This window comes from Xanthomonas sp. NCPPB 2922, from assembly GCF_041520885.1.
Taxonomy (GTDB): Bacteria; Pseudomonadota; Gammaproteobacteria; order Xanthomonadales; family Xanthomonadaceae; genus Xanthomonas; species Xanthomonas campestris.
The window spans coordinates 395,619-422,357 of sequence record NZ_JBGOFY010000002.1; the positions used below are offsets into that span (position 1 = coordinate 395,619).

The 26,739-nt window shown below is 67.0% G+C and carries 22 protein-coding genes, 1 pseudogene and 1 riboswitch; of the genes and pseudogenes, 17 read left to right on the forward strand and 6 right to left on the reverse strand.

The features are described from left to right. Positions 1-47: 47 nt before the first annotated feature. Positions 48-1,709, reverse strand: a complete 1,662-nt coding sequence (gene ettA / locus ACD584_RS04300) for an energy-dependent translational throttle protein EttA (RefSeq protein WP_011035928.1) — start codon at positions 1,707-1,709, stop codon at positions 48-50. A gap of 226 nt (positions 1,710-1,935) precedes the next feature. Between ettA and ACD584_RS04305 the strand changes: the two genes are divergently transcribed. From ACD584_RS04305 to ribD, 5 genes are all read left to right on the forward strand, one after another. Beyond that, the gene (locus tag ACD584_RS04305) at positions 1,936-2,460 is read left to right on the forward strand and encodes an RcnB family protein (RefSeq protein WP_076036414.1); all 525 of its coding nucleotides are present in this window, start codon (positions 1,936-1,938) and stop codon (positions 2,458-2,460) included. 211 nt (positions 2,461-2,671) lie between these two features. Beyond that, entirely contained in the window at positions 2,672-3,925 is a 1,254-nt protein-coding gene (gene glyA / locus ACD584_RS04310) for a serine hydroxymethyltransferase (protein ID WP_042597551.1), read from the forward strand. A 102-nt stretch (positions 3,926-4,027) separates the two neighbouring features. Next, positions 4,028-4,552, forward strand: a complete 525-nt coding sequence (nrdR, locus tag ACD584_RS04315; protein ID WP_005997276.1) for a transcriptional regulator NrdR — start codon at positions 4,028-4,030, stop codon at positions 4,550-4,552. Next, a complete protein-coding gene (locus ACD584_RS04320; RefSeq protein WP_043921607.1) occupies positions 4,549-5,031 on the forward strand; it encodes a GNAT family N-acetyltransferase in 483 nt (160 codons plus the stop codon). Before nrdR ends, ACD584_RS04320 begins: the two co-directional genes overlap by 4 nt. Next, entirely contained in the window at positions 5,028-6,122 is a 1,095-nt protein-coding gene (gene ribD / locus ACD584_RS04325; protein WP_076036413.1) for a bifunctional diaminohydroxyphosphoribosylaminopyrimidine deaminase/5-amino-6-(5-phosphoribosylamino)uracil reductase RibD, read from the forward strand. The genes ACD584_RS04320 and ribD overlap by 4 nt, the downstream gene beginning before the upstream one ends. Positions 6,123-6,195: 73 nt before the next feature. On the opposite strand, the gene ACD584_RS04330 is transcribed toward ribD, so the two are convergent. Beyond that, positions 6,196-6,819: a hypothetical protein gene (locus ACD584_RS04330; RefSeq protein ID WP_011035933.1), complete on the reverse strand. Its 624-nt coding sequence runs from the start codon at positions 6,817-6,819 to the stop codon at positions 6,196-6,198. Positions 6,820-7,036: 217 nt separating this feature from the next. Continuing rightward, a riboswitch (FMN riboswitch) is annotated at positions 7,037-7,205 on the forward strand. Positions 7,206-7,373: 168 nt separating this feature from the next. Between ACD584_RS04330 and ACD584_RS04335 the strand changes: the two genes are divergently transcribed. From ACD584_RS04335 to ACD584_RS04390, 12 genes and pseudogenes are all read left to right on the forward strand, one after another. After that, a complete protein-coding gene (locus ACD584_RS04335; protein ID WP_011035934.1) occupies positions 7,374-7,976 on the forward strand; it encodes a riboflavin synthase in 603 nt (200 codons plus the stop codon). Beyond that, a complete protein-coding gene (gene ribB, locus ACD584_RS04340; protein WP_076036412.1) occupies positions 7,973-9,103 on the forward strand; it encodes a 3,4-dihydroxy-2-butanone-4-phosphate synthase in 1,131 nt (376 codons plus the stop codon). The genes ACD584_RS04335 and ribB overlap by 4 nt, the downstream gene beginning before the upstream one ends. Before the next feature lie 112 nt (positions 9,104-9,215). Then, a complete protein-coding gene (gene ribH / locus ACD584_RS04345; protein ID WP_011035936.1) occupies positions 9,216-9,680 on the forward strand; it encodes a 6,7-dimethyl-8-ribityllumazine synthase in 465 nt (154 codons plus the stop codon). Further along, on the forward strand, positions 9,677-10,156 hold the full coding sequence (gene nusB, locus ACD584_RS04350) for a transcription antitermination factor NusB (protein WP_014506644.1): 480 nt from the start codon (positions 9,677-9,679) through the stop codon (positions 10,154-10,156). Before ribH ends, nusB begins: the two co-directional genes overlap by 4 nt. 110 nt (positions 10,157-10,266) lie before the next feature. Next, a complete protein-coding gene (gene thiL, locus ACD584_RS04355) occupies positions 10,267-11,241 on the forward strand; it encodes a thiamine-phosphate kinase (protein ID WP_076036411.1) in 975 nt (324 codons plus the stop codon). 480 nt (positions 11,242-11,721) lie between these two features. Next, positions 11,722-13,299: pseudogene (locus ACD584_RS04360) on the forward strand (CocE/NonD family hydrolase). An 828-nt stretch (positions 13,300-14,127) separates the two neighbouring features. Beyond that, positions 14,128-14,220, forward strand: coding sequence for a potassium-transporting ATPase subunit F (locus tag ACD584_RS04365; RefSeq protein ID WP_011035940.1), 93 nt, complete (start codon positions 14,128-14,130; stop codon positions 14,218-14,220). A gap of 15 nt (positions 14,221-14,235) precedes the next feature. Continuing rightward, positions 14,236-16,035, forward strand: a complete 1,800-nt coding sequence (gene kdpA / locus ACD584_RS04370; protein ID WP_076036410.1) for a potassium-transporting ATPase subunit KdpA — start codon at positions 14,236-14,238, stop codon at positions 16,033-16,035. A 13-nt stretch (positions 16,036-16,048) separates the two neighbouring features. Then, complete coding sequence (gene kdpB, locus ACD584_RS04375; protein ID WP_076036409.1) at positions 16,049-18,097, forward strand: potassium-transporting ATPase subunit KdpB; 2,049 nt, start codon at positions 16,049-16,051, stop codon at positions 18,095-18,097. A 30-nt stretch (positions 18,098-18,127) separates the two neighbouring features. Next, positions 18,128-18,757: a potassium-transporting ATPase subunit KdpC gene (kdpC, locus tag ACD584_RS04380; protein ID WP_076036408.1), complete on the forward strand. Its 630-nt coding sequence runs from the start codon at positions 18,128-18,130 to the stop codon at positions 18,755-18,757. Between the two features lie 69 nt (positions 18,758-18,826). Continuing rightward, the gene (locus tag ACD584_RS04385; protein WP_076036407.1) at positions 18,827-21,487 is read left to right on the forward strand and encodes a sensor histidine kinase KdpD; all 2,661 of its coding nucleotides are present in this window, start codon (positions 18,827-18,829) and stop codon (positions 21,485-21,487) included. Next, positions 21,477-22,193, forward strand: coding sequence for a response regulator (locus ACD584_RS04390; protein WP_042597568.1), 717 nt, complete (start codon positions 21,477-21,479; stop codon positions 22,191-22,193). Before ACD584_RS04385 ends, ACD584_RS04390 begins: the two co-directional genes overlap by 11 nt. A 457-nt stretch (positions 22,194-22,650) precedes the next feature. On the opposite strand, the gene ACD584_RS04395 is transcribed toward ACD584_RS04390, so the two are convergent. Genes ACD584_RS04395 through ACD584_RS04410 form a run of 4 tightly spaced genes read right to left on the reverse strand, consistent with a single transcriptional unit; the run spans position 22,651 to position 26,695 of the window. Then, the gene (locus ACD584_RS04395; protein WP_076036406.1) at positions 22,651-24,039 is read right to left on the reverse strand and encodes an FAD-binding oxidoreductase; all 1,389 of its coding nucleotides are present in this window, start codon (positions 24,037-24,039) and stop codon (positions 22,651-22,653) included. After that, positions 24,036-24,575, reverse strand: a complete 540-nt coding sequence (locus tag ACD584_RS04400; protein ID WP_076036405.1) for a metal-dependent hydrolase — start codon at positions 24,573-24,575, stop codon at positions 24,036-24,038. The genes ACD584_RS04395 and ACD584_RS04400 overlap by 4 nt, the downstream gene beginning before the upstream one ends. Before the next feature lie 16 nt (positions 24,576-24,591). Beyond that, positions 24,592-24,960, reverse strand: coding sequence for a YraN family protein (locus tag ACD584_RS04405; protein ID WP_076036404.1), 369 nt, complete (start codon positions 24,958-24,960; stop codon positions 24,592-24,594). A gap of 4 nt (positions 24,961-24,964) precedes the next feature. Continuing rightward, positions 24,965-26,695 (reverse strand): penicillin-binding protein activator, encoded by a 1,731-nt coding sequence (locus ACD584_RS04410; protein WP_076036403.1) that lies wholly within the window; start codon positions 26,693-26,695, stop codon positions 24,965-24,967. Positions 26,696-26,739 lie beyond the last annotated feature (44 nt).

The window sequence follows — 26,739 nt, forward strand, 5'->3', positions numbered from 1 at the left end:
TCCATCCAGCCTCATGACAGCGCCCTCATCCGGGCGCCGTGGATGGCTTACTTCAATGCCTTGAAGCGCAGGCGCTTGGGACCGGCGTCATCGCCCATGCGGCGACGCTTGTCTTCTTCGTACTCGCGGTAGTTGCCCTGGAAGAACTCCACGTGCGACTCGCCTTCGAACGACAGGATGTGCGTGGCGATACGGTCGAGGAACCAACGGTCATGCGAGATCACGAAGGTGTTGCCCGGGAACTCCAGCAACGCATCTTCCAGCGCACGCAAGGTTTCGATGTCCAGGTCGTTGGACGGTTCGTCGAGCAGCAGCACGTTGCCACCCTGCAGCAGCGTCTTGGCCATGTGCAGGCGACCACGCTCACCACCGGACAGCGAGCCGACCATCTTCTGCTGGTCCTGCCCCTTGAAGTTGAAGCGGCCGATGTAGGCGCGCGACTGGATCTCCACGCCATTGATGTTGAGGATGTCCAGGCCGCCAGCAATTTCCTGGAACACGTTGTGGTTGCCCTCGAGCTTGTCGCGGCTCTGGTCCACGTACGAGAGCTGCACGGTCGGGCCCATCACGATCTCGCCCGAGTCCGGCTTTTCCGCACCGGTGATCATCTTGAACAGGGTCGACTTACCGGCACCGTTGGGGCCAATGATGCCCACGATGGCGCCCGGCGGCACGATCATCGACAGGTTGTCGATCAGCAGGCGGTCGCCGAACTTCTTGGAGACGTTCTTGAACTCCATCACCGAGTTGCCCAGGCGCTCGCCCGGCGGGATGAAGATTTCATTGGTCTCGTTGCGGCGCTGGTAATCCACCGACTGCAGCTCTTCCAGGCGGGCCAGACGCGCCTTGCCCTTGGTGCGGCCACCCTTGGCGTTCTGCCGCGACCATTCCAGTTCCTTCTGGATCGCCTTCTGGCGTGACTTTTCCTGATTGTCTTCCTGCTTGAGGCGCTCGTCCTTCTGGGTCAGCCACTCGGTGTAGTTGCCCTTCCACGGAATGCCGCGGCCGCGGTCCAGTTCCAGGATCCACTCGGCAGCGTTGTCGAGGAAGTAGCGATCATGCGTGACCGCCACCACGGTGCCGGTGTAGCGCGCCAGGAACTGCTCCAGCCACTCCACCGACTCGGCGTCCAAGTGGTTGGTCGGTTCGTCGAGCAGCAGCATGTCCGGCTTCTGCAGCAATAGGCGGCACAGCGCCACGCGGCGCTTTTCACCACCGGACAACTTGCCGACGATGGCGTCCCACGGCGGCAGGCGCAGCGCATCGGCGGCCACGTCCAGCTGGTTTTCCAGGGTGTGTGCATCGCCGGCGGCCAGGATCGCCTCCAGGCGCTCCTGTTCCTTGGCCAGCGCATCGAAATCGGCGCCTTCTTCGGCGTACGCCAGATAGACCGCATCCAGCGCGGCCTGGGCCTGCAACACGTCGCCCACGCCTTCTTCCACCGCCTCGCGCACCGTGTGCTCCGGGTTGAGCTGCGGCTCCTGGGCCAGGTAGCCGACCTTGATGCCGGCCTGCGGGCGGGCCTCGCCCTCGAAGTCGGTATCCACGCCGGCCATGATCTTCAGCACCGTGGATTTGCCGGCGCCGTTCAGGCCGAGCAGGCCGATCTTGGCGCCGGGGAAGAAGCTCAGCGAGATGTCCTTGATGATCTGCCGCTTGGGCGGGACCACCTTGCTGACGCGGTTCATGGTGTAAATGTATTGCGACATGGGGACTCCGTGGACGCAGGCAGCCCGCCGGCCGAGGCCGGAGGCAGCGGAAAAGGGATTGCGCCGATTATACCGGCAAGTGTTCACCCCCGCCGGACCGCAGGTGCGGCTAAACGGCAGCTTACTTTCCACCTGAATGGGCGTTTTCGTAACCGATTCCAGCAAGAAAGCGTTAAGCCGGGCAGCCTCTTAATGCAATTGCGACATCGCACACAGGAGCAATCCCATGAACCGCGAACGCATCGTCACCGTTGTGCTTTCCTCCATCTTGGCGCTGGGCTTCGCTGCACCGGCCGCATTTGCCGGGGACTGGGACCGCGACCACGACCGCCGTGGGCATGACCGCGACCGCGACCATCGGCGCGACTACGACCGTCACGACAACCGCAACTGGCAGGCCCAGCAGCGCTGGGACGACCACCGTCGCCGCGATGACCGCCGCGAGTGGCGCCAGGACCGCCGCGTCTACAGCAACGGCTACCGCGAGGGTTACCAGGACGCGCGCTACCGCGACCGCTACAACGATCGCCGCGTCTACACCTACCAGCCCGTCCGTCCGGCCTATTACGGCGGCCCGCGCTATGTGCGTGGCGGCTACTACAATGGCCCGGTGTATGTGATCAACGATTACGACCGTCACCACCTGCGTCGTCCGCCGTATGGTTACCGCTGGCAGCGCGACAACACCGGCAACTTCCTGCTGGTGGCGATCGCAACCGGTGTGATCGCCGATCTGGTGCTCAACAACTGAGCCCCTAGCTCGCAGCGCCTGACCGGGCAGCCCGGTCAGGCCAACCGGTATTTCACATGGGCGCACTTCGGTGCGCCCATGGCGTTTGTGGGTCCTGTTCCCGGGCCCCGGTGTGCTGCGTCGCAAGGCCAGCCTGGTCGATTGGTCACCCGTTCCCCGGAGGCTTACAATCGGCGGTCTTACTGGCCACAGCTGCCCCCGGAGCTTCTGCATGTTCTCGCGCGACGTCCGACTGGAAACCTACGACCCCGAACTGGCCAAGGCCATTGCCGCTGAAGCCGGCCGCCAGGAGGATCACGTCGAGCTGATCGCCAGCGAGAACTACTGCAGCCCTCTGGTGATGGAAGCCCAGGGCAGCCAGCTGACCAATAAGTACGCCGAAGGCTACCCGGGCAAGCGCTACTACGGCGGTTGCGAGTTCGTCGACATTGCCGAGCAATTGGCCATCGACCGCATCAAGCAGGTGTTTGGTGCGGACTACGCCAATGTGCAGCCGCACAGTGGCTCGCAGGCCAACCAGGCGGTGTACCTCGCGCTGCTGCAGCCGGGCGACACCATCCTGGGCATGAGCCTGGCCCATGGCGGCCACCTCACCCACGGCGCCAAGGTCAATGCCTCGGGCAAGCTGTTCAACGCCGTGCAGTACGGCGTGAACGAGCAGGGCCTGATCGATTACGACGAGGTGCAGCGCCTGGCCACCGAGCACAAGCCGAAGATGGTCATTGCCGGCTTCTCGGCGTATTCGCAGAAGATCGACTGGGCGCGCTTCCGCGCCATTGCCGACAGCGTCGGTGCGTATCTGTTCGTGGACATGGCGCACGTGGCCGGCCTGGTGGCCGCCGGTGTGTACCCCAGCCCGATGGAGCATGCGCACGTGGTCACCTCGACCACGCACAAGACCCTGCGTGGCCCGCGCGGCGGCATCATCCTGGCCAAGGGCGCGGGCGAGGACCTGGTCAAGAAGCTGCAGTCGATCGTGTTCCCCGGCATCCAGGGTGGCCCGCTGATGCACGTGATCGCGGCCAAGGCGGTTGCGTTCAAGGAAGCACTGGAGCCGGAGTTCAAGACCTACCAGCAGCAGGTGGTGAAGAACGCGCAGGCGATGGCGAACACGCTGATCGCGCGCGGCTACAAGATCGTCTCCGGTGGCACCGAGAACCACCTGATGCTGGTGGACATGATCGGCCGCGATGTCTCGGGCAAGGACGCAGAAGCCGCGCTCGGCAAAGCGCACATCACCGTCAACAAGAACTCGGTGCCCAACGACCCGCGCTCGCCGTTCGTCACCTCGGGCCTGCGCCTGGGCACCCCGGCCATCACCACCCGCGGGTACCAGGAACAGGACTGCGTGGACCTGGCCAACTGGATCGCCGACGTGCTGGACGCCCCGGCCGACGACGCCGTGCTGGCCAAGGTGCGCGATGCAGTGACCGCGCAGTGCAAGAAATATCCGGTGTATGGCTGAGGTGCCGGGATTGGTGATTCGGGATTGGGGATGCGCGGCAAGCGCGTCCCTTCTCCTGCTGTTGCCAATCCCTAATCCCCACTCCCCAATCCCGGCGCCCTGATGCATTGCCCCTTCTGCCAGCACAATGACACCCGCGTGATCGATTCGCGCGTGTCCGAAGACGGGACGACGATCCGTCGGCGTCGCGAATGCGAGGCGTGCGGCGAGCGTTTCAGCACCCTGGAAACCATCGAGCTGAAGTTGCCGACGGTGGTCAAGAGCGATGGCGGGCGTGAGGCATTCGATGCGCGCAAGTTGCGCACCAGTTTCGACCGCGCGCTGCAAAAGCGCCCGGTGTCCGAAGAACAGATCGAGGCGGCGGTGCGTGCGGTGGTGCACCAGCTGCGGATGTCCGGCGAGCGCGAAGTGGGTTCGCTGCGAGTGGGCGAGTACGTGATGGTGGAGCTGCGCAAGCTCGACCATGTCGGCTATGTGCGCTTCGCCTCGGTGTACCGCAGTTTTCAGGACGTGGCCGATTTCCGCGAAGAGATCGAAAAGCTCGAACGCGAACTCCCGGTCGGCAGCGAGCAGCTGCCATTGCTGGAAGCAGCCCTGGAACGCGCCGGCAAGCCCGGCAAGCGTTGAGCGTGATGCGCATTGCCTGCGTGGCCGACACGCCGGAGCTCCTGCCCGTCATTGCGCAGGCACATCTCCAGGCCTTCGGCGCGTTGTTGCCGGACTGGAATTTTGATCAGGCATTGGACGAATTGCGTCGCCACGACCGCGACGGGGTGATTCCCACCACGTGGGTGGCGCTGGATGACACGCAGTGGCTCGGGTCGGTGAGCCTGCTGGAGAACGACGATGCGCGCATTCGGCAATGGTCGCCGTGGCTGGCGTCGCTGTACGTGCAGCCGCAGGCGCGCGGGCAGGGCATCGGTGAGGCACTGGTGACGCATTGCGTGCAGGCCGCCGCGCATCTGGGCGTGGCGGCGTTGTATCTGTATTGCCAGCCCGCACTGGTGCCGTACTACCAGCGCCTGGGCTGGCAGGCGCATGCCGAATTGTTGCTGGGGCCACTGCAGATCGTGGTGATGCAGATCGAACCGGCAGTGGTGCGGTGAGCGTGAGCGCAGACGACCACCGCTGGATGGCGCAGGCACTGCGCCTGGCCGAACGCGGCGCCTACACCACCCGTCCCAATCCGATGGTGGGCTGCGTGATCGTGCGCGATGGCGCGTGCGTGGGCGAGGGGTTTCATCAGCGTGCCGGCGGCCCGCATGCAGAAGTGTTCGCGCTGCGTGCGGCGGGCGAACAGGCGCGGGGTGCAACGGCGTATGTGACCCTGGAGCCCTGCGCGCATTACGGGCGCACGCCGCCGTGCGCGCTGGCCTTGATCGCGGCCGGCGTCACACGCGTGGTTGCGGCGATGGCGGACCCGTTTCCGCAGGTCAATGGTGGTGGCTTCACCTTGCTGCGCGATGCCGGGATCCAGGTGCACAGCGGGGTGATGGAAGCGCAGGCACGCGCGCTCAACCAGGGCTTTCTGTCGCGCGTGGAGCGTGGCCGCCCCTGGGTGCGGGTCAAACTCGGTGCCAGCCTGGATGGGCGCACCGCGATGGCCAGCGGCGAATCGAAGTGGATCACCGGTGCCGATGCGCGCGCGGATGTGCAGCACTGGCGCGCACGTGCCGGCGCGATCCTGACCGGTGCCGGCACGGTGCTGGCCGATGACCCATCGATGACGGTGCGGCTGGGCGAGGACACGCCGTGCGTACCGCCGCTGCGGGTGGTGCTCGATGCCGGCTTGCGCACGCTGGCGTGCGCCAACATTCGGCAGGGCGATGCGCCCACCTTGTATCTGCACGGCGCCGATGTCACGGCGCCGGCGTTGGACGGAGCGGAGTTTGCCGCAATGCCGTTGCATGCGGGTCGCTTCGATCTGGCCGCGGTGCTGGCATCGCTGGCCGAGCGCGGTATCAACGAGGTGCACGTGGAAGCCGGCGCCACGTTGAGCGGCGCACTGCTGCAGGCCGGCCTGGTCGATGAGCTGTTGGTCTACATGGCGCCGGTGCTGCTGGGTGAGACTGCGCGGCCGCTGCTGGCTGGGCTCGGCATCGACACCATGGCGCAGCGGCATGCATTGCAGCTGCTCGATGTCCGCCACATTGGCCAGGATCTGCGATTGCGCTATGCGCCGGTTGCTACTGCGTAAGAGCTGCGCGGTGCGTTTGACGCCGCATAAAAAGGCCCCGCATGCGGGGCCTCTACGTCTTCAACGCGCTGGATCAGAAGCTTGCGCGCACGCCGACCTTGTACTGGTTGGCGTCGTCGATGAACTGGACTTCGCCGACCAGGCCCCAGGTGGGGGTGAAGTTCACCTGGCCACCGAGGGTGCCGACGAACTCGCCTTCGTCCACGTCGCTGCCGTCGATGTAGCCGGCCTTGATCCAGGCTTCGGTCCGCGGCGAGGGCTTGCCGCGCAAGCCCAGGTTGGCGAAGCCGAGGTTGCTCGAGTCCGACGAGTCGTCGAGCGAGCGGCCACGCAGGCGCAGGTCGGATTCGACCTTGGTGCGCAGCACGCTGATGTCGGCGGTGAAGTCGACGCGCTCGGTCATTTCCTGGCGGTAACCGATACCCAGGGTGGCCTGCTGCAGGGTGCCTTCGAGCACGAAGCCGCCGCCGAGGTTGAAGTCCTTGTTGGCACGCTCATAGCCGCCGAACACATACACCGGCTGTGCAATCTGCCAGGACCCGCGAACGTAGCCGCCGTCGATGTCGTCGGATTCGCCGTTGACGCCGATCTCGGTACGGTTCCAGCCACCTTCCACGTAGGAATAGCTCAGGCCTTCGGCCGAGGCGGCAAACGGTGCGGCTGCCAGCAGGGCGGCCAGAATCAGGGTGTTACGCATGGGGTGTTTCTCTCCGAATTGATGTCCGTGTCTTCGTTCCGTTGCGGGGCGAAATAGCGACGTCTCCCGCCGCGGCGCGCAATTTAACAAAAGCTTCACAACTCTGGCTATGGGGAATTTCCCGACATGACGCAGCGTCCTGCCAGGCATGTCTTGGTAGTCAGCTATCGCCGGAAGCCGCCCTGTAGAATTGACGCGCCGGTTCGCCGGTACTTACGAACGTCTTCAGGGCGGGGTGCGATTCCCCACCGGCGGTATGCATGCGCAAGCGTGTGAGCCCGCGAGCGCTTCGCTGCCGATCTCTCGCTGAGAGCACGGCGGTGAAGGTCAGCAGATCCGGTGCGATGCCGGGGCCGACGGTATAGTCCGGATGAAAGAAGACGGCCAACGCGCAGCCCTTGCGGCTGCGCGCGCGCCTGTTTGCCTTGCGGCGTTTTTCGCTCAACTTTTTTGCGAGAAACGGCTATGTCCACCATGCGTCATCCAGCGTGCTACCGCACGCCAGTCCAGCGCTCTACGCGCGCCTTGCGGCCATTGCCCACAGGAGCGTGCTGATGTTCACCGGCATTATTGAAGGCGTTGGCCGCCTGGCCGCGCGCCAGCCGCAGGGCGGCGATGTACGTTTTACCTTCGCCACCGGCAGCCTGCCGTTCGAGGCGGTGCAGCTTGGCGAAAGCATCGCGGTCAACGGCGTCTGCCTGACCGTGATTGCATTCGATGCGGCCAGTTTCCAGGCCGATGCGTCCACCGAAACCCTGTCGCTGACCACGCTGGGCAGCTTGCAGGAAGGCGCGGTGTTGAACCTGGAACGCGCGATGCGGCCCACCGATCGGCTGGGTGGCCACCTGGTCAGCGGGCATGTGGATGGCCTGGGCCAGGTGCAATCGGTGCATGGCGATGCACGCGCGCAACGTTGGCGCTTTGCTGCGCCGCCGCAGGTGCTGCGGTATGTCGCCAAGAAGGGCTCGATCTGCGTCGACGGTGTCAGCCTCACCGTCAACGAAGTGGACGATGCCGGGTTCGAGGTCGCGTTGATTCCGCATACCGTGGCTAATACCGCGTTTTCCGAAACGGCGGTGGGCGCGGCGGTGAATCTGGAGATCGACCTGGTGGCGCGCTACGTCGAACGCCTGCTTGGCACGCGAGGTGCGGCATGAATTTTGCGCCTGTCCCCGAATTGATCGAAGAACTGCGCGCCGGCCGCATGGTGGTGATCGTCGATGACGAGGACCGTGAGAACGAAGGCGATCTGATCATGGCGGCCGAGTTGGTCAAGCCGTCGGACATCAATTTCATGGTGACCCACGCGCGCGGGCTGGTGTGTTTGTCGCTGACCCGCGAGCGCTGCACGCAGCTCGGACTGGCACCGATGGTGCGCAATAACACCGCGCAGTTCCATACCAACTTCACCGTCAGCATCGAGGCGGCCGAAGGGGTCACCACCGGGATTTCCGCCTACGACCGCGCGCATACCGTGCGCACCGCGGTGCGGCCGGATGCCAAACCGCACGATCTCAGCCAGCCGGGCCACATTTTCCCGCTGATTGCGCAGCCGGGCGGCGTGCTGACGCGCGCCGGGCACACCGAAGCGGCGAGCGATCTGCCGATGCTGGCCGGGCTTGAGCCGGCCGGTGTACTGGTGGAAGTGCTCAACCCCAACGGCAGCATGGCGCGCCGCCCGCAGCTGGAAGTGTTCGCGCGCGAGCATGGGCTGAAGATGGGCTCGATCGCCGATCTGATCGCCTACCGGCTGGCCAACGAGCACACCGTCGAGCGCGTGGATGAACGTGAGATCGAAACCGAATTCGGGCCGTTCCATCTGGTGACCTACCGCGACCGCATCGCGCACGACCTGCACTTCGCACTCGTGCGTGGCACTCCGGATCCGACCACGCCAACCCTGGTCCGCGTGCAGGTGGAAAACCCGCTGGCCGATCTGCTGCACTGGCAGCGCGATGATTTCGGCGTGGCCGCCACCGATGCGCTGCGCGCGATTGCCGCCGAAGGACAGGGCGTGATGGTGGTGCTGTCGGCCCCGCGCGACAGCGAATCGCTGCTGGCGCGCCTGCGCCAACAGCCGGAGGTGGCCGCCAACGCCAAGGATGTGAGCCAGTGGCGCCGCAACGGTGCCGGCGCGCAGATCCTGGCCGACCTGGGCCTGGGCAAACTGCGCGTGCTGGGTACGCCGCGGCGGCAGGTCGGCCTGGCCGGCTTCGGCCTGGAGGTGGTGGAGTTTCTGGAGTGCCATCCAGGCGCCGCCCCGCGCGTGGCTGCCGCGCCCTGAGCCGGCGGTCACTACGGCCAGGCCTGCGCAGGCGGGCCCGGCCGTGGCGTGCAGACCGGGCGCATTGCCCGGCTGCTGTTAAACTTCCCGCCCCCTCGAGTTGCCGACCCGCATGACCCACTACGAAGGCGATCTTCGCCCCACCACCGCGCGCTTTGTGATCATCGCCAGCCGCTGGAATGCCCGTATCACCGACGCCCTGGTGACCGGTGCGCGTCAGAGCCTGGCCGGCAACGGCATCGGCGAAGACGCCATCGACGTGGTGCGCGTGCCCGGCGCCTGGGAAATCCCGATGGCCGCCAACCGCGTTGCCCAGGGCGGCCAGCATGCGGCGATCATCGCGCTGGGCTGCGTCATCCGTGGCGATACCCGCCATTACGAACACGTTGCCGACCTGTGCGCCGAAGGCCTGATGAGCGTGCAGTTGCAGACCGGCGTGCCGGTGCTCAACGGCGTGCTGGCGGTCGAGCGCGTGGAAGATGCCGAGGCACGCGCCGGCGGCAGTCACGGCAACAAGGGCGAAGAATGCGCCCTGGCCGCACTGGAACTGGTCAATTTGATGGAGCTGTTGCCATGAGCAAGCCCGGTGGACACGCCCGCCACGGACGTCGTGACGGCATCGACCCGGTGCTGCGCTCGCGCGCACGCCGTCGCGCCTTGCAGGCGGTGTATGCCTGGCAGATCGCCGGTGGGTTCGCCAAGCAGGTGATCGCGCAGTTTGCCCACGAGCAGGCGCATGAAGTGGCCGATCTGGCCTACTTCGAGAGCCTGGTAGAAGGCGTGCTCAGCAACCGCAATGAGCTGGATACCGCGCTGACGCCGTACCTGGACCGTGGCGTGGAAGAAGTCGATGCGATCGAGCGCGCCGTGCTGCGCCTGGCCGCCTACGAGCTGCTGTATCGCCAGGACGTGCCGTACCGCGTGGTGATCAACGAAGCGATCGAAACCGCCAAGCGTTTTGGTTCCGAACACGGCCACACCTATGTCAACGGCGTGCTGGACCGCGCAGCCGTGGAGTGGCGCAAGATGGAATCGGGCGCCAGCGGCGCCTGAGGCGCCGCGGGAATGGGGAGTCGGGAATGGAGAATCGGAAGAGCAACGTTTCCGACATCTCCTGACGCGCCTTTGCGATTCCCGATTCCCCTCTCCCGATTCCCGTCCCCATGCCCGAATTCGATCTGATCGCCCGCCTGCGTGCCCGCATTGCTGCGCGGGCCGATGTGCCGTTGGGCATCGGTGACGATGCGGCGCTGCTGCAGCCGCCGGCTGGCGAGCAGTTGGCGATCACCGCCGATACGCTCAATGCCGGTGTGCATTTCCCTCTGGAAACAGGCGCCGCCGACCTCGGCTGGAAGACGCTGGCGGTCAATCTCTCCGATCTGGCCGCGATGGGCGCGCAGCCGCGCTGGTGCACCTTGTCGCTGTCGTTGCCGCACGACGATGCCGCGTGGGTGGATGCGTTCGCCGATGGGTTTTTTGCGCTGGCCGATCTGCACGGCATTGCCCTGGTCGGTGGCGACACCACGCGCGGGCCGTTGTCGTGCGCGGTCACCGCGATTGGCAGCCTGCCACCGGACGCGGCGCTGCGCCGCGATGGGGCACGCGTCGGCGACGACATCTGGGTGACCGGTGCGCTGGGCGAGGCGGCGGCGGCATTGTCGCTGTGGCAGGCCGGCGACCTGGACGTGACGGTGCCCGCCACTGACGCCGTGCAGGAGCAGTGGCGACAGCACCTGCTGCGCCCGCAGCCACGCGTACAGGCCGGACTGCGACTACGCGGGCTTGCCCATGCCTGCATCGATGTGTCCGATGGCCTGTTGGCCGATCTGGGGCATTTGTGCGAACGCAGCGGCGTGGGCGCGGAACTTGCGCTGGCTGCCTTGCCGCAGATGCCACCTACCGCCGGCGTCACCGCCACGCAGTACAGCGCGTGGCAACTGGGCGGCGGCGACGATTACGAACTGTGCTTCACCGCTGCCGCGCAGCATCGCGATGCGGTGCTGCAGGCACTGGAATTCGCACAAGTGGCCGCCACCCGCATCGGGCGCATCGTCGCCGCGCCCGGCGTGGTGGTCCACGATGCCAGCGGCAACCCATGGCAACCGCCGCAACGTGGCTACCAGCACTTCGTCGGCTGAGTCGGTTGGCGCTGTGTACTGCGGGTGGGGTAGGCGCAGGGTGAGTCTTACGCGTTCGCTTTGATGGTCCATTCGACTGCATGACCATGCGATTGGCGCCATTGCGCGTTGCGCTGCGAGCGTGATTTTCGAATGTGCAGTGCTACAGCGCCCTTGAATCGGCAAACGTATTGATCCGACGGATTCGGGCGCAGCTGCATCAGCCAATCCGGAAGTAACAATCTAATCGCCCTGCCTGCGCTCGGCTCGTCGCTCGTCCCGACTCCCGACTCCCGACTCCCGACTCCCGACTCCCGATTCCCGATTCCCGATTCCCGATTCCCGATTCCCGATTCCCGATTCCCGATTCCCGATTCCCGATTCCCAACCCTTGAGCCATACCGTACCGTCTGGTACGTTCGCTACGTTCTCCCCCCGAACCACGGATGCATGGCAGTTGCCGCTGGGCTATCCCGGCCCGGCCTCGCGTGGGAGAACACGATGGACAAGCGTTGGATGGGCGGTCTTGCCGCCATGGCGTTGTTGCTGTCGTCGGCGTCGGCTCTGGCCGGTGCCTTCAGCAAGACCTACGAACGGATTCCGGGTTGGGACGGCGCGCAGATGGGCGCCCTGGTGTTGGTGCCGCAAGGGCAGGGTAGCGGGCCATTTCCGCTGATCGTGATGCCGGCCAGCTGGTCGCTGCCGAATCTGGAATATCTTGGGCGCGCCACCCAGTTGGCCAGCGATGGCTATGTGGTGGTCAGCTACACCTCGCGCGGGTTCTGGGATTCGGCCGGGCAGATCGATATCGCCGGGCCGGACACCGTGGAAGATGTCAGCGCGGTGATCGACTGGGCGCTGGCGCATACGCCGACCAATCCCGATGCGATTGGCGCCTCCGGTATTTCCTATGGTGCTGGCATCAGCCTGCTGGCGGCCGAGCGCGACCCGCGCATCAAGGCGGTGGCCGCGCTCAGCGGGTGGGCGGATCTGGAAGCCTCGCTGTACGCAAATCGCACGGTGAGCCAGCAGGGCGTGGGCCTGCTGGTAGGGGCGGGTACGTTGACCGGCCGGCCGGGGCCGGACTTGGCCAGGATCGGCGCCAGGGTGGCGGCTGGCGATTACGACGGCGCGGTGCAGGGCTTCCTGCCGCAGGCCGCATCGCGTAGCCCGGCGCGCGATGTGGCGGCGCTCAATGCGCGCGGCACCGCGGTGCTGCTGGGCAATGCCTTCAACGACGGCCTGTTTCCGCCCAACCAGACCATCGCGTTCTACAACCAGCTGCGCGGCCCCAAGCAACTGCTGCTCAGCCAGGGCGACCATGCCACCGCCGAATTGCCGGGCGCGCTCGGGCTGCCCAACGCGGTGTACACGGCGACCACGCGCTGGTTCGACCGCCACCTCAAGCAGCTGCGCAATGGCGTGGACGACGAAGCGCCGGTGCGGCTGTCGCCGCGCGCCGGGCAATGGCTGGACTACCCGGACTGGGCGGCGGTGCAACAGGGCGCCACGCGGTTCGGGCTGTCCGCGCCGGGCGGTCTGCTCAGCCCCACGGGCGGCTTGATCAACGGCACAGCCAGCGGCTGGTAGTCGCGCATTGGTACCGACGTGCCGACGCTCGCCGAGTCTGGCGTGGTGCTGGCCAGTGGGCTGTTGCAGGGAATCGGACTGCCGGTGACCACTTCCATCCCGCTGGTGAACCGGGCCGGTGCGGCGGTGTGGGTGGGTGCACCGTCGAGCGGAGTGCGGCGCCTGGCCGGCAGTCCATCGTTGCGGGTCACCGTGGTGCCCAGCCAGACGCAGGTGAGCCTGTTCGCCTATCTGTACCGCATGGATGCGCTGGGCGTTGCACAGCTGCTGACCCACGCGCCGTATTCGCTGCGCGGCGCAACGCCCGGCACGCCGGTGACGCTGGAGTGGGCGCTGCAGGCCGCCGCAGCAGAGATCCCGGCCGGGCAGCGCCTGGTGTTGGTGGTCGACACGCGCGACGCACGCTACACCGATGCCAGCGGCGGCGGCACGCTGACCTTTACGTCGCCGGTGGCGACGCCATCGGTGTTGAATGTGCCGCTGCGGTGAGCTTGTATTTTTGATACTGAAGAGACTCGGCGGCAGGAGGCTGCCGAGTCTCGTCGGATGGGAGCGTGCTTGGGCGTGTGGGCAGGACTTCTGTGCGAAGTGCAGCTTCGCGTGCATAAGACGATAAGCCGGCCGACGGCTGTCGATTGATCGGTGCCTTGGCTTGCGGAGGATTTGTGTCGGGGTGCATGCATGTGCTCGTGACTGATGCTGTCTTCGCGCATGCCGTGTTCTGCTTTTCAGTGTGTGTCTCCTCCCTTCGTCTGCGTTGGTTGCACGGCGCAAACTGGGGTGACGTTGCAGGGCCCTTGCCCGCCCACCATCGCGGGACACGCCGCAAGTACGTCCTTGTAGCAACTGTGGTGTTGGAGGCGGCACGTCTGCGCTTGCCCGGTCCTCGGAGTGGCCGTGGCCACTCCAACACCACAGTTGCTCCATGGATGGATTCACGGCGTGTCCCAGAAGCGGCCAGGGCAGTCCGCCCGCAACCAACCCTGCGTGGACTCGCAGGAACTCCAGCACCTGCCAATAGCGCTGAAGCCAAGTGGGCCCGAGTGCCGGAACAAACAAGCCAATTCAGCGCTTTATGCGGAATTTACGCGGCCGCCCCACCAGGTCCATAGCGACTTTACGCAGCACAGGACGAGACTGCGCGCATTGGCGGAGCGGTTCCGCCGTGGACATTCCGATGCACGCTCTTTCCCGTCTGCCCCATCGGCGCTGCGCGCCCGGTGCGGCAGCGCCTTGTCTTGTTGGTTCGTCCCTGCCGCCTGCACCTGCGGGCGGTGTCTCGCTTGCGCCGTGTTGCGCATCCACGGAGTAATCGACATGCCTGCCTGGTTGTCCCTGCTGTGCGGCGTGGCCGTGTTCGTGGCGGCCGCGTACTTGTTGTACGTGGTGCTGCGGCCCGAAGACTTCTGATGCGAGTGCGCTCCAATGACTGAAACATTGCTTGTCTACGCGCTGGCCATCGTGCTGGCGTGGCCCTTGGGTCGCTATCTGGCGGCGGTGATGCGCGGTGCGCCCATGCGCGGCGACGCCGTGTTCGGCTGGATCGAACGGCCTCTTTACGCAGTGCTTGGCACGCGCCCGCAACAAGGCATGTCGTGGCGCGGCTACGTCGCGGCGTTCCTGCTCAGCAATCTGGTGGTGGGCGTGCTGACCTGGGGCGTGTTCATGACCCAGGCCTGGCTGCCGTTCAATCCCGATGCCATCCCCAACATGCGTTGGGACACCGCGTTGCACACGATGGTGTCGTTCCTCACCAATACCAACCAGCAGCATTACTCCGGCCAGGCGCAGTTGTCGTACCTGGCGCAGATGACCGGCATTGTCGGCCTGCAAGTGGTGACGCCGATGATGGGTCTGGCACTGGCGGTGGCAACCTTGCGCGCGCTGTTTGGCGGGCGGGCGGTTGCGAATGCCAACGACGTTGCGGCAACGGCAAGCGGCCCGCACTCCAGCGCGTTGCAGACCGCGACAGCGAGCTTGGCTGCGCACGAGACGCAGCCGTCAATACCGGCAGGCGCGCCGTTGCCCGATGCAGACGTGGGCAACTACTGGGCCGATGTGATCCGCGCCAGCGTGCGGGTGTTGTTGCCGCTGTGCCTGCTGTGGACGCTGCTGCTGGGCTGGCAGGGTGTGCCGTCGACCTTGCAGGGTGCAGCGACGGCGACGCCGCTGGACAGCAGTGCCGGTATGGCCACGCAGACCATTCCGGTCGGGCCGGTGGCGGCGATGGTGGCGGTCAAGCAACTCGGCACCAATGGCGGTGGCTGGTATGGCCCCAACAGTTCGGTGGCACTGGAAAACCCCACTCCGCTGAGCAATCTGCTGGAAACGCTGGCGCTGGTGCTGCTGCCGATGAGCGTGGTGTTCATGGTCGGCTATCTCACCGGGCGCAAGCGGCTGACCGCGTTGGTGTTCGGCACCATGCTGCTGATGTCGGTGGCATCCACCGGCTTGCTGCTGTGGTCCGAAGCGCATTCGGCCAGCGCCGCATCGCCCGCGTTGATGGAAGGCAAGGAAGTGCGCATCGGTGCCGACGCCTCGGCGTTGTGGGCCGCGTTGACCACGCAGACGTCCAATGGCTCGGTCAATGCGATGCACGATTCGCTCAGCCCGTTGAGCGGGCTGGTCACGCTGGTGGACATGTTGATCAACGCCATCTGGGGCGGCGTCGGGTGCGGGCTGCAGCAGTTCGTGGTGTATCTGTTGTTGAGCGTGTTCCTGGCCGGCCTGATGACCGGGCGTACGCCGGAATTGTTCGGCCGCAAGATCGAAGCGCGCGAAGTGCAATTGCTGGCGCTGTTGATCCTGCTGCAGCCGCTGGTGGTGCTGGGCTTCACCGCGGTGGCGTTGTCGGTGCCGGCGTGGACGGCCAATTCCAACCCCGGTTTCCATGGCATCAGCCAGGTGTTCTACGAGTACACCTCGGCATTCGCCAACAACGGTTCCGGTTTCGAAGGCCTGGGCGATGCCACGTACTGGTGGAATCTGAGTTGCGCGGTGGTGCTGGCGCTGGGGCGTTATCCGGCGCTGATCCTGCCGCTGATGGTGGCTGCGCGCATGGCAACCAAACGCCGTGCACCGGAATCGTCCGGCAGCCTGCAGATCGAAACCCCCACCTTTGCATTGACCCTGATGGCCATCGTGCTGGTGCTCACCGTGCTGCAGTTCATGCCCGCACTGGTGCTGGGCCCCATCGCCGAACACCTCGCCCTGGCGGCGTCCTGAGAGTTCCCGAGCAATGTCTACGATTCCTGTGATTGAAAAGCGTGAGCGCGCCGACGCCAAGTTGTTCGATGGCGCGGTGCTGCTGGCGGCGATGCGCGCGGCATTTTTGAAGTTGACGCCGCGGCATCTGCTGCGCAGTCCGGTGATGGCGGTGGTGATGGGCGGCACCTTGCTGGCAGCGGTGATCACCGCCAGCGGGCATGGCAATGCCGGCTTCGGCTGGGCGGTGACGGCGATCCTGTTCGTCACCGTGCTGTTCGGCAACTTTGCCGAAGCCATCGCCGAGGCGCGCGGTCGCGGCCAGGCCGCGTCGCTGCGGCGCGCACGCAAGGACCTGGTGGCGCGGCGCGTGGAAACCGCATTGGGCGGGCGCGAAACCCGCGTGCCGGCGGCCGAATTGCGCCCGGGCGATTTCGTGCTGGTGTCCGAAGGCGAGTTTGTGCCTGCCGACGGCGAGATCGTGCGTGGCCTGGCCACCATCAACGAAGCGGCGGTCACCGGCGAATCCGCGCCGGTGCTGCGCGAGGCCGGGACCGACCGCAGCGGCGTGATCGGCGGCACGCGCGTGCTGTCCGACGAGATCGTATTCAAGGTCACCGCCGAGCCGGGGCAGAGTTTTCTCGATCGCATGATTGCGCTGGTGGAAGGCGCCAACCGGCAGAAGACGCCGAACGAAATTGCGCTGACGATACTGCTGGCGGCGATGACGCTGACCTTCCTGATCGTGGTGGCGTCGCTGCCGGCGATTGCGGGCTTTGTCGGCGTCACGCTGGATCCGTTGCTGCTGATCGCGTTGCTGGTGTGCCTGATTCCCACCACCATCGGCGGGCTGTTGCCGGCGATCGGCATTGCCGGCATGAACCGCGCGTTGTCGGCCAATGTGCTGGCCAAGTCGGGCAAGGCGGTGGAAGTGGCCGGCGACGTGGACGTGCTGCTGCTCGACAAGACCGGCACCATCACCTACGGCGATCGCCAGGCCACCGCGTTTCATCCGTTGGCCGGCATCGACCGTGCACAGCTGCGTGATGCCGCCATGCTGGCCTCGCTCGCCGACCCGACACCGGAAGGCAAATCCATCGTCAAATTGGCACGTCAGCAAGGCGCAGTGGCAGTGGAGCCGGAAGACGCGCATTTCATTGCATTCACCGCACAAACGCGCATGTCTGGCGTGGACCTGGCCGGGCGCAATATCCGCAAGGGTGCGGGCGATGCGATCGTGGCGTATGTGCAGGCGCAAGGCGCCACGGTGTCGCCGGAGTTGAACGGGCGCATCGAAGAAGTGGCACGCGGCGGCGCCACCCCGCTGGTGGTGGCCGAAGGCCGCCACGTGCTCGGCGTGGTTGAACTCAGCGACGTGGTCAAGCAGGGCATCAAGGAAAAGTTCGCGCAGTTGCGTGCGATGGGCATCAAGACGGTGATGATCACCGGCGACAACCCGCTCACCGCCGCAGCGATTGCCGCCGAAGCCGGCGTGGACGACTACATCGCCCAGGCGCGCCCGGAAGACAAACTCGCGCGCATCCGCGCCGAGCAGGCCGGCGGGCGACTGGTGGCGATGGTGGGTGACGGCACCAACGACGCCCCCGCACTCGCACAGGCCGATGTGGGCCTGGCGATGAACTCCGGCACCCAGGCCGCCAAGGAAGCCGGCAACATGGTCGATCTGGATTCGGATCCGGCCAAGTTGCTGGCGGTGGTCGAAGTGGGCAAACAGCAGTTGATCACCCGCGGCGCGTTGACCACGTTCTCGCTGGCCAACGACGTGTCGAAGTATTTCGCGATCCTGCCCGCATTGTTTGCTGCGGCCATTCCCTCGATGGCCGCGCTCAACGTGATGCACCTGTCCAGCCCACGGCATGCGGTGCTGGCGGCGCTGATCTTCAATGCGCTGATCATTCCTGCATTGATTCCGCTAGCACTGCGCGGGGTGCGGTTCCGTCCCTCCAGCGCCACGGCGTTGTTGCGCCGGAACATGCTGATCTACGGCCTGGGCGGCGTGTTGCTGCCGTTTGCCGCCATCAAACTGATCGATCTGGCGCTGGTCGCCACCCTGGGTGCCTGAGTCATGACCACTTCTTCCAAGAGCACGACCATGTCTACCTCTTTGCCATTGCGCGACGATGGCGCGTTGCGTGCGTCCTTCGCCCTCGCGTTGTTCGTGCTGCTTGGGCTGGGCCTGGGCTATTCGCTGTTGGCCACCGGCATCACCGGCGCGTTGATGCCGGACCAGGCGCACGGGTCACTGCTGCGGGCGGATGGCCGGGTCATCGGCTCGTCGCTGGTAGCGCAGCCGTTTGCCGACGCGCGCTACTTTCAGCCGCGTCCATCGGCCGCCAAGTACGACCCCACCGCTGCGGCCGGCAGCAACCAGGCGCGCTCCAATCCAGAGCTGCTGGCGCGGATCACCACCGCACGTGCGGAGATTGCACAGCGCGATGGCATTGCGCCGGATGCAGTTCCCGGCGAGCTGCTCACCCAGTCCGGCAGTGGCCTGGATCCGCACCTGAGCCCGGCTGGTGCGCAGGTGCAACTGCGCCGCGTCGCCGCCGCCCGCGGCTGGCCGGAGCACCGCGTAGCCGCGCTGCTGCAGGCCGCCACCGAGCAGCCGCAGTTCGGCTTGCTTGGGCAGCCGCGAATCAATGTGCTTGCACTGAATCTGGCGCTTGATCGCGCCGGACACGGAGCGCCGGGAACGGGGAATGGCGGAGAGCAACAGCGCTAGTACACCAAGCCAGGGTAGGCTCTTCGATTCCCGATTCCCGATTCCCGATTCCCGATTCCCGATTCCCGAATGTCTGACGCCCGTACCCAACACGCCGATGCCCTCATCGGCGAACTGCAGCGCGAACACGGCGGTCGGCTGACCGTGTTCCTGGGCGCAGCGCCTGGCGTGGGCAAGACCTACGCCATGCTGTCGCGCGCGCGCGAGCGGTTGCGCCAGGGCGTGGATGTGGTGGCCGGGGTGGTGGAAACGCACGGACGCAGCGAGACCGCCGCGTTGCTCGATGGCGTGCCGCTGCTGCCGTGTGCGCAGGTGAGCTACCAGGGGCATGCGCTGGAGGAACTGGCGCTGGATGCGCTGCTGGCGCGCAAGCCGCAGCTGGCCTTGATCGACGAATTGGCACATCGCAACGTGCCCGGCAGCCGCCACGAGCGCCGCTGGCAGGACATCGTGGAGTTGCTGGACGCCGGCATCGACGTCTACACCACCGTCAATATCCAGCACCTGGAAAGCCTCAACGACATCGTGCTGCGCATCACCGGCGTGCGCGTGTCCGAGACCGTGCCAGATGCGGTGTTCGACCGCCTGCGCGACATCGTGCTGGTCGACCTGCCACCGCGTGAGCTGATTGAGCGGCTGCAGCAGGGGAAGGTGTATCTGCCCGAGCAGGCCAGCCAGGCGCTGCAGGCGTTCTTCTCGCCCTCCAACCTCACCGCGTTGCGCGAGCTGGCGATGCAGACCGCCGCCGACCGCGTGGACAGCGATCTGCGCGACACCCAGGCCGCGCGCGGTCTGCCGGGCACGGCGGCGTTGCGGCGGCATGTGGTGGTGGCAATCGACGGGCGCGGCAGCTCGGATTATCTGGTACGGGTGGCGCGGCGGCTGTCGGAACGCCGCGACGCGCCGTGGACCGTGGTGACGGTGCAGACACGCACCGTGGCCGATGCCGCCTGGCAACTGGAGATCGACCGCGCGTTCGCGTTGACGCGCCGGCTCGGCGGCGACACGGCGCTGCTGCATGGCGCCAACGTGGCCGATGCCTTGCTGGATTTCGCCTCGCAAAACGGCGTCTCCACGCTGGTGTTGGGGCGCACCCGCGAGCGCCCGCTGGCGCGCATGTTCAACCGCACGCTGACCCAGCAACTACTGCAGCGCGGCGCACACTACGAACTGGTCATCGTCAGCTCGGGCGATGCGCGTGCCCGCGCGCGGCAGCGCTGGCGCAACCCGGGGCAGTGGCTGCAGCGTTACGACCTGGCCTATGCCGCCATCGCTGCCGCCGCCGCGGTGGCGCTGGCCTGGGTGATCCAGCGCTGGACCGACATCGATGACCTGTCGATGGTGTTCATCGTCGCGGTGGTGCTGGTGGCTTCGCGCACGCGCATGGCCGCGGCGGTGATCGCCGCACTGCTGAGTTTTGTCGCCTACAACTTCTTCTTCATCGAACCGCGTTTCACCTTGCACATCAGCGCGCGCCAGGGCGTGGTGACGGTATGCCTGTTCCTGATCGCCGCCCTGGTGGCCGGGCGCCTGGCCTCGCGCCTGCGCAGCCAGGTGCTCGCCCTGCGCGCGGCCAATGCGCACGCCAACGCGCTGCAGGCGCTGGCCCGCCAGCTCAGCACCGCGGCCGATCTGGGTCAGGTGCTGGAGGCCGGCCGGCGTGCGCTGGCCAGTGCGCTCGATGCAGAGGTCTGGCTGCGGCTGGAACAGTGCGAGAGCGAGGCGCCCACCAGTTTCAGTGCACTGGACCGCAACGCCGCCGACTGGACCCAGCGCCACGGCCAGCCGGCCGGCCGCTTCACCGACACCCTGGCCGGCGCGCAGTGGTGGTGCCTGCCGGTGCGGCATGAGCGCGGCACGCTGGGCGTGGCGGCGTTGCGCTTCCGCCAGCAGCTGCAACGGCCGGGCCTGGAGCAGCGCCGCCTGGCCGAGGCGATGGTGGAAGACATTGGCCAGGCCGCACTGCGCACGCGTTTGGTTGCCGATCTGGAAGGCGCCCGCGTCAGCGGCGAAACCGAACGGCTGCGCTCGGCGTTGTTGTCATCGGTCTCGCACGATTTGCGCTCGCCGTTGGCCTCGATGATCGGCTCGGCCAGCAGCCTGGCCGAATATGGCGAGGCGATGGACGCCACCGACCGCCGCAGCCTGCTGGAGACCATCCGGCTCGAAGGCGAGCGGCTGGACCGCTATATCCAGAACCTGCTCGACATGACCCGGCTCGGCCATACCGGGCTGACCTTGAAGCGCGACTGGATCGGCGTGGACGAGTTGATCGGCTCGGCCACGCGGCGGCTGCAGCGCTACCAGCCGCAGGTGCGCCTGCAGCTGGACCTGGCGCCGGAGCTGCCGGCGATCTGGGTGCATCCGGCGCTGGTGGAGCAGGCCATCTTCAACGTGCTGGAAAACGCAGCGAAATTCTCGCCGCCGGGCGTGGCGGTGACGGTGCAGGCCCGGCTGCAGAGCGGCGCCTTGCAGATCGAGATCGGCGACCAGGGCCCGGGCATTCCCGAAGACGAGCGCGCGCGTATCTTCGACATGTTCTACAGCGTGGAGCGCGGCGATCGCGGCCGCCACGGCACCGGCCTGGGTCTGACCATCTGCCAGGGCATGATCGGTGCGCATGGCGGCAGCGTGGAGGCCTTGGCCGGCCCGCATGGTCACGGCACCACGATCCGCATTACGCTGCCGCTGCTCGTTCCTGCCGCGCCACCTCGCCCCGATGCCGACTGACCCGACTGCCATTCCCCCCGCGCGCGTGCTCATCATCGACGACGAGCCGCAGATCCGCCGGTTTCTCGACATCAGCCTGCGTGCGCAGGGGTACCGCGTGCTGCAGGCCGGCACCGCCGAAGAAGGCCTGGCCACGCTGGCCGGGCAGGGCGCCGAGCTGGTGGTGCTGGACATCGGCCTGCCTGATCGCGACGGCCACGAGGTGCTGCGCGAGATTCGCCAGTGGTCCAGCGTGCCGGTGATCATGCTCACCGTGCGCGCCGGCGAAACCGAGAAGGTCGCCGCGCTTGACGCCGGTGCCAACGACTACGTCACCAAGCCCTTCGGCGTGCAGGAGCTGATGGCCCGCATCCGCGCGCTGCTGCGCCAGGCCGGCGCCGGCAACACGGTGGAGGAAAGCGTGTTCGACGATGGCCGCCTGCATATCCACCTGGGCCTGCGTGAAGTTACGCTCGATGGCGAAGCAGTGCCGCTCAGCCGCAAGGAATACGCGCTGCTCGCACTGCTGTTCAAGCACGCAGGCCGCGTGGTCACCCAGCCGCAGTTGCTGCGCGAGGTGTGGGGCCCGACCCATGAAGAAGACACGCATTACCTGCGCATCCTGGTCGGCAAGCTGCGCCAGAAGCTGCACGATGATGCGGCGGCGCCGCATTACATCGTCACCGAACCGGGCGTGGGCTTGCGATTTATCGGTGGCGGGCGCTGAGTATTGCGTTGCGGTATTCGAGGGCGCTATCTCATTACGGCTGCGCAGTCGTTTTTGATAGCTGCTCTAGGTGCCCAGCGCTTGCGGATGGCGGGGTTCTAGGGTTGTTCGAAATCAAGCGTGGGCGCGGCTAGGTTTTATCGAGAAAGCGCTCGCGCCCGAGGGCGCTCCTACCTGGGGGCGGGTCGTGTCATGGCGACTGCTTTGTTGCCGCGCAGGCGTGAGTACGGATCGATGCTGTTTCGAAATAAACAGACGGGCTCATTCGCACGCCACCGGCACTTGGTTGCATCACTCACACGCTGAGCAACGAGCCACTACTGCCGCCCACACAGCAAACAAACGCAGCAGCAACTGGCAGCGTGCGTTTGCAGCTTTCAGCTGCCGGCCTTCTTCCATGCCGCATTCGCCGCTCGCCAGCACCGCATCCATCATTCCGCGCATCTCTACCGCTGCATCACGGCGCCGGCGGCAGCACCTTGCCTGGATTCAAGATGCCATCCGGATCCAGTGCGGCCTTGATCGCGCGCATGGCCGCGAGTGTGGGTGCGCTGAAGGCCTGGGTCATGAAATCGCGCTTGGCCACACCGATGCCGTGTTCGCCGGAGAGCGTGCCTTCCAGCGCTATTACCAGCGCAAACACGCGCGGCAGTGCCGCCTGCGCGCGCGCCGTTTCATCGGCGTCGTCCGGGTCATACATGATGTTGACGTGCAGGTTGCCATTGCCGGCATGACCGAAGGCAACGATTGGCACCGAGAATTCCACCGCCAGTGCTTCCACACCAGCGACAAGCTCAGGAATGCGCGACACCGGCACCACCACGTCCTCGTTGATCTTGCCCGGCTTGATGGTGCGCAATGCCGGCGACAACGCACGCCGTGCCGCCCACAGCTTGTCGCGCGCACTGCCATCGGCGGCGATGTCCAGGCTGAGGACGCCATCGCCATCGGCCGCGTCATGCAGGGCCTGCAATGCGTAGGGCAGGGTGTCGTGATCGCCATCGGCTTCGATCAACAGCATCGCGCCGGCATCGGGCACGTCGCTGCCATTGCGGCGCAGTAGCGCAATCGCGCTGGCATCCATGAATTCCAGCATCGTCGGCGTGGTGGGTTGCGCCATGATGCGCGACACCGCTGCCGCCGCGCTGGCAGCATCGCGGTACAGCGCACGCACGCCGGCTTGTGCGACTGCGCGCGGGGTCAGCTTCAGCGTCGCTTCGACGATGATCGCCAGCGTGCCTTCGCTGCCGACCAGTAAATGCGTGAGGTCGTAGCCAGTGGAATTTTTGGTGTACGCGCCGCCGCAGTGAATGACATCGCCGGTGCCGGTCACCGCGACCAGGCCGAGCACGTTGTCGCGGGTGGCGCCGTATTTCACCGCACGCGGGCCGCCGGCATTGGTCGACAGGTTGCCGCCCACGCTGCAGATCTCCGCGCTCGATGGATCCGGTGGCCAGAACAGGCCGTGCGGCTGCAAGGCCTGCTGCAAATCGCCATTGAGCACACCCGGTTGCACCACCGCACAGCGGTCGGCCGGGCGCAACGCCAGGATGCGGTTCATGCGCGCCATCGATACCACCACGCCGCCGGAAAACGGCACTGCCGCGCCAGTGGTGCCGGTGCCCGCGCCGCGCGCCACGATCGGCACGCCATGCGCGCGGCACGCCTGCACGATCGCCACCACGTCATCGGTATCGCGCGGCAGCGCCACCGCACCCGGCAATGCCCAGCGCCGCGAATCGTCCTCGCCATAGCGGCGCCGCGCGTCTGCGCCGGTCAGCCAGCCTTCCGGTCCAAGCCGTGCGGCCAGCAGGTCGGCCAGCGCGGTGGGAAGTCCATCAGTCATAACGCGTGATCCTGTGGTCTCGCGCGTTGGAGGCATCGCCACCCAAGCGCCGCGACGGTGAGCGGCAACCACACCCAGCGCAGCTCGGAGAGCAGCACGGTGAGGCCACGCGCATTGAAGAAATTGCCGGCAAACGGGGAGACCCGAATCGGCCGCCACGGCGCAAACCAGCGCGCATCGCTCCACGGCCAGGCCAGGGCCACGCCCAGGCCGCCGGAGGTCATTGCATCGAGCAGCGGATGCGAAGCGGTGCAGATCAACAGAAACACCGCTGCCTGCAGTGCATCGGCGCGAAGCAGGCGATGCGCGCCGGCGCCCAGCGCGGCCGTCAATACGGCAAACAGCAGCGAGTGACTGGCGCCGCGGTGGCCGAACGCATCGGCATACGGGATGTGCAGCGCAAAAGCGGCCACGTCGGCATCGGGCAGCATTGCGGCCACCACGCCGGCGGCAAGCAGGCGCGGGCTGATGCGTCCGCGCTCGCTGGCACACCAGAGCGCCAGCGGTACCGCGGCGTGGGTCATGATGGTTGGCATCGAACGGGCTCGTTGCTCAGCAGTCGTCTAGGCGAAATGCGTCGCGGATCCGGTGCAGCAGCGGCGGCTCGCCGCTGGCCTCGACCACATCGAACCGGCACGGCAGCGCCGCGAGCGCCGGGTGGGCGGCGAGGAACAGTTGCGCGGCCAGCACCAGCTTGCGGCGTTTACGGAAGTCCACCGATGCCGCGCCGCCACCGAAGCGTGCGTCGCGGCGGTAGCGCACTTCCACAAACACCAGCATCGGGCCGTCGCGCATCACCAGATCGAGTTCACCGCCGCGGTAATTGGCGTTGCCCGCCACCAGCCGCAGCCCGGCCTGTTCCAGCTGCGCGCGCGCGGCGGCTTCCACCGCTGCGCCACGCTGCTGGCGGGCCGCCGGCATGGGCTCAGCGGCCGTCGGCGATCGGGACCGGCCGGCCACCGTTGAAGGTGGACCATGCCGGCGTGCGCAGCACATTGCCAAACCCATCCAGATGCAGGGTGCCGGTCGCGCCGCGCAGGCCGCCGTCGCTGCCGGTGGCGAGCTTTTCCAGATACGCGCTGATCTTCCAGGCGTCGTAGCCGAACGCGAACAGGCGTGCCGCCGGGCCGCGCGCGCTGGGCAGGGTGCTGGCGACCTGGCTGGCTGCCGGCAGGCCGGACACGCCCAGGGCGGTCCAGGTCTCGCTGGGGTAGACGATGCCATCCAGCGCCAGGTCGTCTTCCACCTTGCCGGTGCCGGCCACCAGCTGCGAGGTGCCAACGCGCGACTTGCCGGCGAACCCGCTTAATGCCAACTGCGGCGCCAACGCGCGCGCGGTGTTGCCGCGCACCGCCAGGAACACCGAATCGGCGGTGCCGTAATTGCGCAACTGCGCACCGATGTCGCCCGGCACATCGGCCACGCTGATGCTGCCGGCGATGGTGCCGCCGCGTTCGCTGAAGCGGTCGCGGAAGGCCTTGATGGTGCGCTTGCCGTTGTCGTCGCTGGTACCGACGATCAGCACATTGCGGCGTTCGCGCGAGAGCAGATATTCGGCAGCCATGATGCCGTCGTCTTCCGGCGCCAGCGAGAACCCGGCGCTGCCGCTGGGCGGGGCCTTGTTGTCGGTGGGACGGTTGAGCGCCAGCAGCGGCACCGCGAGCTGGCCGCGCGCAAACAGCGCGCTGACCTCGTCGCGGCCCAGCGGGCCGACCACGTAATCCACGCCCGCACCCACGGCCTTGTCGTAGGCGGCATTGGCGCCGGCGGCGGTGCCAGCGGTGTCGAAGAAGCGCAGTTCCGGGCGGCGGCGGGTCTCGGCGTAATAGCCGGCCAGCAGGCCGTCGCGTACCGGCGCCGAGGCGGTGGCCAGGTTGCCGCTGAGCGGCAGCAGCACGCCCAGCTTCACCGGCGGGCGGTAGCCGTCGCGTTCGGCCGGCGGGCGCTTGCTGGTGTCGAAGCCCCACTGCGCGTCACGTTCGAAGGCACGCGGCAGCGGCAGGCCACGGCTGATCAGCGCGCGGCCGGCGAAGTTGTACAGCGGGTCGCCCGCCGGCAGCGCAGCGGTGCGGCCCTTGAGCGTGGCGTCGTCAAGCGCGGCGAGCAGGCGCACGATGGCGCGCTGGTTCTCGCTGCGCGGTGTGCCGGTCAGGCTGGCGTCGGCGCGGGCGCGGTCGGCCGCGGCACCGAACAGGTCGCCGGTGGCTTCCAGCGCGGCGGCGCGTGCCACCAGCCAGCGTGTCTGCAGCGGCTGGGTCAGCCCCTGCGGGCTGTCGCCCAAGGCCTGCAGTGCCTGCGCGGCCTGCTTGTCGATCACCGCCAGCTCGCCGGTGAGCAGGTCAAAGCGCGCGCGGTCCTCGCCGGTGAGGTGGCGCGCGGTGACCTGGGCCAGCAAGGTACGGGCGCGTGCGTCGTCGCCGGCATCGTGCCAACCGAACGCCGCCGCAGCCAGCAGGCGGCTGCGCTGCGCACCGCTGGCGCTGGCTGCCTCGGCTTCCAGTTGCTGCGCGGCCTCGCGCGGCTTGCCCTGGTCCAACAGCGCCAGCGCCGCGCTCTGTGTCGGCGAAGCGGTCTGGGTGACGCTGCTGGTCGCGCAACCGGCGGCCAGCATGACCATCAGCGAGAGGGCGGAGATCCTTGCAACACGCTTGTTCATTTCAGATCCATTGGACAGGGGCCGCCAGGGCGGACCGTTAAAAA